The sequence below is a fragment of the Mycoplasma sp. 4044 genome (genome assembly GCF_053851695.1).
The window spans coordinates 66,474-79,554 of sequence record NZ_JBSQBD010000001.1 but is presented as its reverse complement, the minus strand read 5'-3'; the positions used below and the strand labels follow the sequence as shown (position 1 = coordinate 79,554).

The 13,081-nt window shown below is 32.8% G+C and carries 12 protein-coding genes; all 12 read left to right on the top strand.

The features are described from left to right. The first annotated feature begins 4 nt into the window (after window positions 1-4). The 12 genes from atpA (at window position 5) to tsf (ending at window position 12,992) form a co-directional block, all read left to right on the top strand. The gene (atpA, locus tag ACWXVN_RS00430) at window positions 5-1,567 is read left to right on the top strand and encodes a F0F1 ATP synthase subunit alpha (RefSeq protein ID WP_455978744.1); all 1,563 of its coding nucleotides are present in this window, start codon (window positions 5-7) and stop codon (window positions 1,565-1,567) included. Then, complete coding sequence (gene atpG, locus ACWXVN_RS00425) at window positions 1,567-2,421, top strand: ATP synthase F1 subunit gamma (RefSeq protein WP_438341680.1); 855 nt, start codon at window positions 1,567-1,569, stop codon at window positions 2,419-2,421. Before atpA ends, atpG begins: the two co-directional genes overlap by 1 nt. Window positions 2,422-2,433: 12 nt before the next feature. After that, the gene (gene atpD, locus ACWXVN_RS00420; RefSeq protein ID WP_438341681.1) at window positions 2,434-3,852 is read left to right on the top strand and encodes a F0F1 ATP synthase subunit beta; all 1,419 of its coding nucleotides are present in this window, start codon (window positions 2,434-2,436) and stop codon (window positions 3,850-3,852) included. Further along, entirely contained in the window at window positions 3,842-4,216 is a 375-nt protein-coding gene (locus ACWXVN_RS00415) for a hypothetical protein (RefSeq protein WP_438341682.1), read from the top strand. The genes atpD and ACWXVN_RS00415 overlap by 11 nt, the downstream gene beginning before the upstream one ends. 173 nt (window positions 4,217-4,389) lie before the next feature. Further along, window positions 4,390-5,127 carry a DNA-processing protein DprA gene (locus ACWXVN_RS00410; protein ID WP_438341683.1) on the top strand — a complete coding sequence of 246 codons (738 nt, stop codon included), beginning with the start codon at window positions 4,390-4,392 and terminating at the stop codon, window positions 5,125-5,127. Between the two features lie 46 nt (window positions 5,128-5,173). Continuing rightward, window positions 5,174-5,920 carry a purine-nucleoside phosphorylase gene (gene deoD / locus ACWXVN_RS00405; RefSeq protein WP_455967998.1) on the top strand — a complete coding sequence of 249 codons (747 nt, stop codon included), beginning with the start codon at window positions 5,174-5,176 and terminating at the stop codon, window positions 5,918-5,920. Window positions 5,921-5,928: 8 nt separating this feature from the next. Then, a complete protein-coding gene (locus ACWXVN_RS00400; protein ID WP_455978743.1) occupies window positions 5,929-7,218 on the top strand; it encodes a thymidine phosphorylase in 1,290 nt (429 codons plus the stop codon). Between the two features lie 7 nt (window positions 7,219-7,225). Further along, window positions 7,226-7,870 carry a deoxyribose-phosphate aldolase gene (gene deoC / locus ACWXVN_RS00395; RefSeq protein WP_455978742.1) on the top strand — a complete coding sequence of 215 codons (645 nt, stop codon included), beginning with the start codon at window positions 7,226-7,228 and terminating at the stop codon, window positions 7,868-7,870. Between the two features lie 4 nt (window positions 7,871-7,874). After that, window positions 7,875-8,510 (top strand): uracil phosphoribosyltransferase, encoded by a 636-nt coding sequence (gene upp / locus ACWXVN_RS00390; protein WP_455978741.1) that lies wholly within the window; start codon window positions 7,875-7,877, stop codon window positions 8,508-8,510. 89 nt (window positions 8,511-8,599) lie between these two features. Then, window positions 8,600-11,050 (top strand): endopeptidase La, encoded by a 2,451-nt coding sequence (gene lon, locus ACWXVN_RS00385; protein WP_455978740.1) that lies wholly within the window; start codon window positions 8,600-8,602, stop codon window positions 11,048-11,050. A 194-nt stretch (window positions 11,051-11,244) separates the two neighbouring features. Beyond that, window positions 11,245-12,096: a 30S ribosomal protein S2 gene (rpsB, locus tag ACWXVN_RS00380; protein ID WP_455967992.1), complete on the top strand. Its 852-nt coding sequence runs from the start codon at window positions 11,245-11,247 to the stop codon at window positions 12,094-12,096. Window positions 12,097-12,098: 2 nt separating this feature from the next. Next, complete coding sequence (gene tsf, locus ACWXVN_RS00375) at window positions 12,099-12,992, top strand: translation elongation factor Ts (protein ID WP_455978739.1); 894 nt, start codon at window positions 12,099-12,101, stop codon at window positions 12,990-12,992. The last annotated feature ends 89 nt before the right edge of the window (window positions 12,993-13,081 follow it).

Below are 13,081 nucleotides of genomic sequence, written 5' to 3'. Positions count from 1 at the left end.
AACCATGGCTTTAAAACCAACAAGCTTAAGTGCAATTATTAAAAATCAAGTCAAAAATTTTGCAAAGCAAATTGAAACAGCTGAAATTGGTGAGGTTGTTACCGTTGGAGATGGTATTGCTCTTATTAGTGGTTTAGATAACGCTAAACTAGGAGAACTAATTGCCTTTGAAAATGATGTTTATGGAATGGTTCTAAACTTAGAAGAAGAACTAGCTGGAGTTGTTATCTTAGGAAATGATGAAAAAATTACCGAAGGAAGCGAAGTTAAAAGAACTAATAAAGTTATTTCAACACCAGTTGGAGATGGACTTTTAGGGCGTGTAGTGGATGCTCTTGCTAACCCAATCGACGGAAAAGGCCCAATTTCTGCTTCTTATTATTCAGAAATTTTCAAAGTTGCTCCTGGTATTATGACTCGTGAAGAAGTTAATCAACCACTAGAAACTGGAATCCTAGCCATTGATGCCTTAGTTCCAATTGGAAAAGGACAACGTGAACTAATCATCGGTGACCGTCAAACAGGAAAAACCGCCATTGCTATTGATACAATATTGAACCAAAAAGGTAAAAATGTTTTATGTATTTATGTTGCAATCGGACAAAAAAATTCAACTGTTAGCCAAATTGTAGAAACTTTAAAAGCTAATGATGCTTTAAGTTACACAACAATCATTAATGCTGGAGCTAGTGAAGCTTCACCATTGCAATATATTGCTCCATACACTGGAATCACTATTGCTGAAGAGTGAATGGAACACGGTAAAGAAGTTTTAATTGTTTATGATGACTTATCAAAACACGCTGTTGCTTACCGGACACTATCATTGTTATTACGTCGTCCTCCTGGACGTGAAGCATACCCTGGAGATGTTTTCTATCTACACTCACAACTTTTAGAGCGTAGTGCACGTTTAAACAAAGAAAATGGTGGTGGTTCATGTACTGCCTTACCAATTGTTGAGACTCAAGCGGGAGATATTTCTGCTTATATTCCAACTAACGTAATTTCAATCACTGACGGACAAATTTTTACTAAAGAAAGTTTATTCAATTCAGGACAAAGACCAGCTGTTGACGTTGGATTTAGTGTTAGTCGGGTAGGGGGTAGTGCACAAATTAAAGCTATTAAACAAGTTTCAGGTTCACTAAAACTTGAATTAGCACAATACAACGAAATGCAAGCATTTGCTCAATTTGGTTCAGATCTTGATGAAAATACTCGTATGATCTTAGAACATGGAGCTAAAGTTTACGAATTTCTAAAACAAGCACAATACTCACCTTTAGACCAATATGACCAAGCATTATTGCTATTTTGTATCAAATATCGTTTAACTAACCCTATTCCAGTTGAGTATATTGCTTTATTTAAAAATGAAGTACTATCATTTTTCAAACAAGACAAAAAAGCAATGTCACTAAAAATGAAATTACAACAAGACAAACAATTTGATAATGAATTAGTAGCAAATCTAAAAGAATTATTAACTGATTTCATTCTTAATACATTCTTAAAGACTATTCCTAACTACGATAGTAGTCAATACAACGCTATTCCTGCATAATGGCTGATTTATTAGGAATCAAACACAGAATTGAATCAGTAACAACCACTAAGAAAATTACTAAAGCAATGGAATTAGTGGCCACTGCCAAAATTGCCAAAATCAAAACCGATTTCAATAAAATAAATGTTTACTATGATCGGGTAATGGCTGTTTTTGACAACATTCTCTTACATGCTGAGGATATTAACAAAATCCTTAACTCACAATCTCCTAAAGATACAAAACCACAAAAACTTTATATAGTAATTGGTTCTGATTTAGGTCTTTGTGGTGCATACAATGCTAATTTATACAAAATGATTCGTGATTTAAACGATGAAAAACCATTATTTATTGTTTTAGGAAGTAAAATTCTTAACTTTTTAAACGAAAAATATGGTGATCAAGTTATTCAGTCATTTATTCACGTTGGAGATAGTTTAGACTATTCTTTGACACAAATCATTAGTCAAAAAATCTACGATGTGATTCAAAAAGTTCACATTTCAGAGGTAAATATCATTTACACTCAGTACATTAACTCAATCACTACTGAACCAAAAATTAAACAAATTTTTCCATTGCAGCACACTGGAAGAACACAAGAAATTAATCGCACCGATTTATCAATTTATGAACCAAGTGCAACTAAGATTTTGGCTTCTTCATTCATTATCTATTTTGAAGCAAGTATTTATTTGGCTTTAGCACATGCGAAATTGAGTGAAACTAGTGCAAGAAGAACTGCGATGGAAAATGCAACTGATAATGCAAATGAATTAATTGGCGAATTGCAATTAAATTACAACCGTTCAAGACAAGCAAAAATTACTCAAGAAATCACTGAAATCATCAGTGGTTCAAATTCTTAAGAAAGGAGTTATATGTCAGAAAATAAAAAAACGAACGTTGGAAAAATTGTTCAAATTTTAGGACCTGTTGTCGACGTTCAATTTAGTGAAGGACACGTTCCTTTTATCAACAATGCTTTAGTGCTAAATTTTGAAAATAAAAAGTATGTTTTCGAAGTAGCACAACAAATTGGAAATGACACAGTACGGACAATTTCAATGGACTTAACATTCGGTTTGCGCCGTGGACTAGAAGTTATTGACACTGGAGCACCAATTAGTGTACCAGTTGGAGCACAAGTGCTTTCAAGAATGTTTAACGTTTTAGGGGATGCTATTGATGGCAAAAATTTCGACTATAGCAATGTTAAATATGAACCTATTTACCGCCCTGCACCTGCTTTTGAAGACCAAAAATCAACAATTGAAATTCTAGAAACAGGAATTAAAGTTGTCGACCTATTAATGCCTTACGTTAAAGGAGGGAAAATTGGTCTTTTTGGTGGGGCTGGAGTTGGTAAAACTGTTCTAATTCAAGAATTAATTAATAACATCGCTACTCAACACGGGGGAATAAGTGTTTTCGCCGGAGTAGGAGAAAGAACACGTGAAGGAAATGACCTTTACCACGAAATGGAAGCAAGTGGAGTTTTAGATAAAACTGCTTTAGTATTCGGACAAATGAATGAGCCTCCTGGAGCTCGGATGAGAGTTGCTTTTACAGCTCTAACAATGGCCGAACACTTCCGTGATCGTGAAAATCAAGATGTGCTTTTATTCATTGACAACATCTTCCGTTTCACTCAAGCTGGTAGTGAAGTTAGTGCTCTGTTAGGGCGTATGCCTTCAGCCGTTGGATATCAACCAACACTAGCAACTGAAATGGGTTCATTGCAAGAAAGAATTACTTCAACCAAACAAGGATCAATTACTTCGGTTCAAGCTGTTTATGTGCCAGCCGATGACTTAACTGACCCTGCTCCTGCTACAACCTTTACTCACCTTGATGCTAAAACAGTTCTTGACCGTAACATTGCAGCTTTAGGAATTTATCCTGCTATTGACCCACTTGCTTCAGGATCACGTCTACTAGATCCACAAGTAATTGGAACAGAACACTACAATGTTGCTCGTGGAGTTCAAAATATTTTACAAAGATTCAAAGAACTACAAGACATTATTGCAATTTTGGGAATGGACGAATTGAGTGAAGAAGATAAAAAAGTTGTTGCTCGTGCTCGTCGTATTCGGAACTTTTTATCACAACCATTCTTCGTTGCTGAAAAATTCTCAGGTTACCAAGGTAAATACATTAAATTAAAAGATACAGTTCGTTCATTCGGAGAAATCTTGGCAGGTAAATACGATGACTTACCTGAAGAAGCTTTCTTATATGTTGGAACAATTGAAGAAGTAGTGCAAAAAGCACAAAAACTAGCAAATGGCAAGTAGTTTAATTTCAGTCACAATAACCACTCCTTATGGAAGTTTTTTAGAAACTAAAACAGATATTGTTACTCTAAAAACAACTGAAGGATACATTGGTTTACAAGCAAATTGTTTAGAATTTACCGCAGCTATTGTAACCAGTCAATTATTTGTTGGTGGTTCAGGAATTGATGCTTCAGAAAGAAAAGTTTTTTATGTTAATAAAGGTATCGTGCACTCACGTGCTGATAGAATTGACATCATTGTAAATAACATTTCAACAGAACCTTTAAACTTAAAAACTACTTATACTGAAGACAAAGACTCAAAAAAATACTCTTTTATCGAAGAAATCAATATCAAAAAAGCCTTGAACAATTCAAGATAATAGTAATTATCAAGGCACAACATATACTTAAATTTTGATTATAATAAAGTAAAGTCGCAACTTTGGTTTGCGACTTTTTTGCTATTTTTTTAGCTTCAGCAAAGACAACAAAAATATCAAATTTTGTTTCAAAAATGATCGGTTTTTTTACTTTAATAGGTAGGAGAGACAAAATGAATGAAATTGTAAAATATTTTTCAATTAAATACAATGGCGATTGAGACAAAATTTACCATGCTTTAGAACAACAAGAACCTATTAAAGATGAAGAACTAGAAAATATTGAAGATAAATTTAGCAATTGCTTATCACTTTTTAATAGAAATTATCCCGATGAATTTTTACGTTTAGCTAAACCGCCTTTTACTCTGTTTTATCAAGGCAAAATACAAAATTTACATAATAAGAACAAATTAGCATTTACAGGAGCATATTTAGACACTAAGATAGAAGCCTTGATTGATATGGTGTTTGAAAAATTAAAAAATATTGATTGTAGCCTAGTGACCACAGTTCATAATGAAGTAGAACGCTACATATTTTGAAAATTTTATGATGCAAACAAGCCAGTAATTTTAATTTCAACACTCGATACTCAAAGTACACTAGATAAACTAAAAATATCAGCTATAAATGACAATTTGGTGATTATCAGTGAATTATACAAACCAGTTAAGAAATTAGAAAAGAAACATTTTGAAGCAACCAAGCGATTATGTTCTTCGTTAGCAAGTAAGTTAGTTATTTTTTCTTCTTTAAAAGAGGATAAAAATATTGATAAATTGATCGACCATTTCATTGATAGAAATAAAGATGTATATGCATTTCCAAGCACTGAAAATGATGAAAAAAACAACAATAACGAACTTATAAATGAAGGAGCAAAAATGATTACCTCTTTTGAAATTTAGCCTTGTCATACCACCAAGCCGATTGTGTCTTTGTGATAAAATTAATATGGTAGAAAATACCTGAAATTTACAACTATTAGGAGACAAAATGACACCACACATTAATGCCAAAAAAGGCGACATTGCTAAACTAGTTTTGATGCCAGGAGATCCTCTAAGAGCAAAATTCATTGCTGAAAAATACTTAGAAAATCCTCGTTTAGTATCAAATGTTAGAAATGTTTTAATGTATACAGGTAAATACCACGGACACGAAGTTAGTGTTTGTGCCTCAGGTATGGGTATCCCTTCAATCGGGATTTACGCATATGAATTATTTAACTTTTATGATGTAGAATCAATTGTTAGAATTGGTTCAAGTGGAGCCTTCGTTGAAGATTTAGCTCTATATGATATTGTTTTAACAAAAAGCTGTTTTGGAGAAAACACTTCATTCAGAAAAGCTTTTTTAGGAACTGAAGAAAATATTGTTTATCCTTCAGAAGAATTAAATAATCAAATTTTAAAAAATGCTAAGCAATTAAACATTCCAGTTCGTTTAGAACACGTTTATTCAGAAGATGCTTTTTACACAGATGTAGCAGTTGATACAAGAATTAAAAATTCACAAGGTGCTGTGTGTGTTGAAATGGAAAGTTATGGACTATTCACTGTAGCTGAAAAACTAAACAAAAAAGCAGCATGTATTTTAACAATTAGTGATAATCTTGTAACTCACCAATATACATCATCAGAAGAGCGTGAAAAAGCATTCAACAAAATGATGGAATTAGCATTATCATTGGCAGGTTAATTATGCGAATGGTAGACTTAATTGATAAAAAAGTAAACAAAATTACTTTAACTAAAGAAGAAATTAACTGAATAATAAATTCTTATACTCAAAATTTAATTCCTGATTATCAAATGTCAGCTTTCTTAATGGCTATTCGTTTGAACTCGATGACCGATAAAGAAACTGCCTATATGACCGAAGCTATGATGAATTCTGGAAAAGTTCTAGATTGATCATATTTAAACACTGATATTGTCGATAAACATTCAACAGGTGGTGTCGGTGACAAAACAAGCCTAGTGTTGATGCCTCTTTTAGCTAGTCTAGGATTAAAAGTAGCAAAGATGTCGGGACGTGGACTTGCACAAACTGGTGGAACTATTGATAAATTGGAATCTATCGAAGGTTTTAAAGTAAGTTTAAGCGACCAAGAATTCAAACAGGCAGTTGAAGAATTAAACATTGCTTTAGTAGGACAAGACGAAAAACTGGTTCCGGCTGATAAGAAAATCTATGCTTTAAGAGATGTTACCGGAACAGTACAATCAATACCTTTAATTGCTTCAAGTATCATGTCTAAGAAACTAGCAACTGGTTCAAATGTTATTTTGTTAGACGTCAAATGTGGTTCAGGGGCTTTTATGAAAAATATTGAGCAGGCTACTGAATTGGGTCAACAAATGATTGATATTGGAAAAAATTTAGGTAGAAAAGTAATGGTTGAAATAACCAATATGCAACAACCTTTAGGTCGTGCTATTGGTAATAAAATTGAAGTTTTGGAAGCAATTGAAACATTAAAAGGGCATGGTCCTGAAGATTTCAAGCAACTAATTTATTCTTCAGCATCAGCATTTTTATTAGAAACTAAAAAAGTTAGTTCAGAAAAACAAGCATACGATCTAATTAAGCAATATCTTGAAAATGGTACTGCTTATAAAATGTTTTTAGCTTGAATTAAAAACCAAGGTGGAAACACTGAAGTTCTTGAATCAAAAGATTGATTTAAGCCACAATATACTTATGAATTAAAGAGTGAAAACGAAGGTTATTTAGAAATTACTAGTGCTCTTGATTTTGGTCTAGCAGCAATGAAACTAGGTGCAGGAAGACAAACAAAAGAAGATATGCTAGATTTCGAAGCAGGAATTTATTTAAACAAAGTAACAAATGAGTATGTTAAAAAAGGTGAAACATTGTTTACTTTTTATTCATCAAAACCAATTAATAATGAGGTTATTGAAGAAATAGAAAAATCATACAAATTCAATCAAAAACCTATTGATAATCCAATTATTTTTAAAAAGATGCGTTAGGAGCAAAATGCAATACAACAGAATGGTGGATCACACCTTACTAAAACCAGAAGCTACTCAAAAAGAAATTGATAAATTAATCAATGAAGCAATCCAATACGATTTCAAAAGTGTGTGTATAAATCCAACTTGAATTAAACATGCCAAAGAAAAATTAACCAATTCAAATACTATAGTTTGTACAGTAGTAGGTTTTCCATTAGGAGCTATGGTAACACAGGCTAAAGTTCATGAAACAAAATTAGCCTTAGCACACGGAGCCGATGAAATCGATATGGTAATTAATATTGGTCGTTTCAAACAAGGACAATATGATTTTGTTTTAAATGAAATCAAAGAAATTAAAAAAGAATGTAAAGACAAAATTCTAAAAGTAATCATTGAGACTGCTTTATTAACTAACGAAGAAATAAGAAAAGCAACTGAAATAGTTTTAGCTTCAGGAGCGGATTTTGTCAAAACATCAACTGGATTTTCATACCGTGGAGCAAGTTTTGAAGACATCGAAATTATGAAAGATGTTGTAGGCAACAAAATCGAAATTAAAGCAGCCGGTGGAATTAAAACTTGAGAAGATATGGAAAAAATGTACCAGTTGGGTGCAACAAGATTCGGTATGTCAAAATCAGTTGAAATCTTTAAAAAGGACTAATCTTATGGTAAAGATTTTTGATCACCCGCTTATTAAAACGAAATTGACGACAATGCGTCAAAAAGATACACCGCATGAAGAATTTCGTAAAAATCTTAATGAAATTGCTTCATTAATGGTTTTTGAAATAATGCGTGATTACGAACCTAAACAAATATCGATCATTACGCCGACAGAAACGCAAACAACTGGATACATTTTAGATAAAGAAATTGTTATTGTTCCAATTTTAAGAGCAGGACTAGGGATGGTAGATGGAATTTTAAATCTAATTCCACAGGCAAGAGTAGGTCATATTGGCTTATATCGTGATGAAAAAACATTTCAAGTTCATAAATATTTCTACAAAATTCCAGATGTTGCTAAAGACAGTGTTGTAATGGTTGTTGATCCGATGTTAGCAACCGGAACAAGTGCTTACGATGCTATCAATGAGCTAAAAAAAGATGGTTTTAGCAACATTAAACTAGTTTGTTTGGTTGGTGTTGAGCAAGGAATTAAAAAGATTACTTCTTCATTTAGCGATGTTGATATCTTCTTAGCATGTCAAGATTCACACCTAAATGATAAAAAGTACATAATTCCAGGTTTAGGAGATGCAGGTGATCGTATTTTTGGAACCAAGGATTTAAAATTTTAAGCCCAATTTGGGCTTTTTGTATTTTTAGCACATTACATTGTTGAGTGCTAATTTATGCTATAATTAGGACAACTTAGAAAGGAGCAAGAATGCAATACCCATTTATCGGACTAAGAAATGATTTTGTTGCAGTGGGCGAAACTAAAAAAATTAAAGTTGGCAAGACTCGTAGCCTATCAATTTGAAAACATGCTGAAGATCATAATGCCAATGTGATGGCGCTTTTCCCAATTAAACCAAGCAGCCTAAATAAAACTGGCGAATTAACTTTTGATGATTATTTAGAATACGGAACAGTAGTAACTTGAGAACCAGTCAACGGTCAATCAAAAGTAAAAGATATAAACTTCAAAGCACTTAAAAAAGTAAAACTTTTAGAACTAAAGGATTTAACTGTTTTATCAAATGAAGACAGTCCTGAACTAATGTCTAATGCAAGTGCTGTTGTTGAAGAAGTAAGAGAATATGTTTCTGACTTAAATTTAGCTAAAGCATTATTATCAAAACTTGCAAAAGCATTGCAAAAAGTTATCAATAGTGAAAGTTCAGAAGCTTTTACAGCGCCAATTGAAACAATTTATACAGCTGAAGATTTAATGCCTTTTGCTGATATTTTGTTAGGTTCAGTTTCAAAACTGGATTTTGAAGATAGATATAAAATTTTTGAACAAAACGATTATGTTGAAAAACTTTCGTTAGCAATTTCAGGATTTATTAAACTAAGACAATTAAATGTTATTGATGAAGAAATTGATGCTGCTCTAAGAAATGAATTAGACTCACAACAAAAAGAATACTTACTACGTGAAAGAATGAGAATAATTCAAGATTCACTAGGCGGTAATGAAGAAGAAACACAATACGAAAAAACAATCAAAAATAGTGAATTAAATCTACTTTATCCAGATGTTGTTAAAACAACAATTGCCAAAGAAAAAGCACGTATCAAAGAGATGATGCCGTCAAGCCCTGAGGCAAATATTGCTAAAAATTATATTGAATTATTACAAGTTTTGCCTTGAAGAAAAGTAAAAGCAGAAAATTTAGACATTGAGAATGTAAAAAAAGTTTTAGACTCACAACACTATGGTTTAAAGAAACCAAAAGAAAGAATTTTGGAATTTATTGCTGTAATGAATCACAATAAAGCACAAAATCAACACAAAAATGAATATGTAAAGATTCCTAACGATAAAGATCACCTAATTGACAAAAACTTATTTGTTTCAAAAGAAGGAAGTCTTGTAAATGAAGCAGTAAGACCAATGCCAATCTTGACACTAATTGGTCCTCCAGGGGTAGGAAAAACTACTTTAGTTCGTTCAATTGCTAATGCTCTAGAAAGACCATACATCAAAGTAAGTTTAGGTGGTGTAAAAGATGAATCTGAAATTCGTGGACACCGTCGAACTTATGTAGGGGCAATGCCTGGAAAAATCATTAATGCCATCAAAAAAGCAGGTGTTTCAAACCCAGTTGTTTTATTAGACGAAATTGATAAAATGTCGGCTGATTATCGTGGAGATCCTACTTCAGCACTTTTAGAGGTTTTAGATCCAGAACAAAACGTAAACTTCCAAGATCACTATTTGGACGTTGAATATGATCTTTCGAAAGTGTTGTTTATTGCGACAGCAAACTACTATGATTCAATTCCTGAGGCATTGATCGATAGGGTTGAATTGATTGAATTAAGTTCATACACATCAATTGAAAAACTACAAATTGCTAAGCGTCACTTGCTTCCAAAAGTTCTTGAATTTAACTCATTAACTGAAAAACAATACCAAATTAGCGATGATGTGATTAACTATATCATTAAGTACTACACACTAGAAAGCGGAGTTCGTGAACTAAGTCGTTTACTAGATAAAATCGGTCGTAAAATAGTTGTTAAAATTTTAGACAAAGAAGTAAAAGACGAATTTGTTGTAGATTTAAGTGCAGTTGATGAATTTTTAGGACCAATCAAATATGATGAGTCTAAAAATGATAAAGAACCACAAATCGGAACAGTTAATGGACTTGCTTGAACTCCATACGGTGGTTCAACACTCCCAATAGAAGTAACAACTTTTGAAGGAAAAGAAGGAATCAAATTGACTGGTTCACTGAAAGAAGTTATGCAAGAATCGGCGCAAATTGCTCTAGGATATGTTAAAGCTAATGCAGAAAAATTTGGCATTGATTTTAAATTTGATGACAACACCATTCACATTCACGTACCTGCAGGGGCAGTTCCTAAAGATGGGCCAAGTGCTGGAGTAACATTTACAACATCGATTATCTCAGCATTGTCGAAACGTCCAGTACCACACACAATTGCCATGACAGGAGAAATTACACTGCGTGGAAAAGTTTTAGCAATTGGTGGATTGAAAGAAAAGTCAGTAGCAGCTTCAAAATTTGGTATCGACACTGTCTTTATTCCACAATCAAACGAAAAAGATTTAGTAAATGTTCCTGATGAAGTTAAAAAAGTAATCAAATTTATTCCAGTCGAACATTACGAACAAATTTTTGACTACATTTTTAAATAATCACTAATCTAGCTTCGGCTAGATTTTTTCTTGCCGGTTTTTGTTATCGAGGCTTTTATGCTAAAATATTTAAGTACTAACCTAGTTGGTACCTATTTTATTAATTTCATCAAGCACCAAAATGGATTTTGATGGTTGTGTCGTATATGATTCCATCATTTCGAAATTTTGGGAAGACAAACAAAGGAAAATTTATGGAAAACAAAAATCAAGAAACAAAAGCTCCAGTACAAGCTGAAGCACAAAAAGAAATCGTTTCAAGAAGTAAACTACTTGAAGCAGGAACATATTTTGGACACCGTGCAAGTGCATGAAATCCAAAAATGAAACCATACCTATACCAAAAAAGACAAGGTATTCACGTTATTGACATCGCTAAAACTCAAAAATCATTAGAATATGCATACAAAATGATTCAAAGAGCAGCACAAAAAGGTGCTTCATTCATTTTTGTTGGAACTAAAAAACAAGCTAAACAAGCAGTTGAAGAACAAGCAAAAAGAGTTAACTCGCCATATGTTGCTGAACGTTGATTAGGTGGAACCTTAACAAACTCAGATACAATCTTCAAAAGTGTTAACTTACTATCAGAACTAGAAGCTAAACAAGCTGGTGGGTATGTAGGATACACCAAAAAAGAAGGATTAAACTTTGACAAAAAAATCGCTAAGTTACAAAGAAACCTAAGCGGTATTCGTCACATGAAAAAAATCCCTAATGTTATGATCGTTGCTTCTCCACTAGCAGATGAAATCGCTATTAAAGAAGCACACAAAAAAGGTGTAAAAGTTTTTGGAATTCTAGACTCAAATGCCGATCCAGATGCAGTTGATTTCGGAATCCCAGCTAACGATGACTCAGTAAAATCAATCACCTTAATCCTAACAATCCTAGCTGATGCTATTGCAACAGGAAGAGGACAAAATGCATTATTTGCTTACCAAAATGATGATGCTATTGTTTTACCTGAAGATCCTAAAAAAGAAGCAGCAAACGACCAACCAAAAAGAAATTTCCGTCGTCCTAACAATTCAAAAGGAGAATAATCATGGCCGCAGAACCAAAATTAATTAAAGAACTAAGAGACCGTACCAATACTGGTTTCCTAGACTGTAAAAAAGCTTTAGAAGAAACAAACAATGACATTGAAAAAGCAATTGTTTGACTACAAGAAAAAGGTGTAGCTAAAGCCGCTAAAAAAGCAGGAAGAGTTGCTGCTGAAGGTATTGTACGTGCAGCTAAAAACGACAAATATGCTGTTTTATTTGAATTAAACTCTGAAACAGACTTCGTTGCTAAAAATGAATTATTCCAATCTCTAGTAAGTGAAATTGAAAACGTTTTACTATCAAATGATTTCGAAACTCTAGAAGACGTAATGAAATTAAAAATTGGATCAGAAACTGTTGAACAAAAAGTTACTGATGCAACAGCAAAAATTGGAGAAAAAATTACTCTACGTCGTGTAGTTAAAATTACTCCTGCTGCAGGTGAAGTAGTTGCTGCTTATACACACGCTAACAATCGTATTGCATCAGCTGTTTTAGTTAAAGGATCAAATGCTGAATCAGCTCGTAATGTTGCAATGCACGTTGCTGCTTTAAATCCAAACTACGATACAGAAAATGATTTACCAGCTGAATTAAAAGCTCAAATTGAAGAAGAAGCTTTAGCAGATGTTAAATCAAATCCAAAATGAGATAAATTGCCAGAAAAAGTGCAAAAAAGTATGCTTGAAGGTAAATTACGTAAAGCTTACGATGAAAAAGGAATTTTATTATTCCAAGCATTTGTTATGGAAGACTCAAAAACTGTTGCTCAATATTTAAATGACAACCAACTATCACTAGTTGAATCATTCCGTATTGAAGTTGGAGAAGGTATCGAAGTTAAAGTAGTTGACTTTGCTGCTGAAGTTGCAGAACAAATGAAAGCTGCGTAATAAAAAAAAGATATTTTTGAAGGTAGAATCGTTTGATTCTATCTTTTTTTGTTTTTTATGTGCTTAACTTGGACAAGTGAAAAATACTA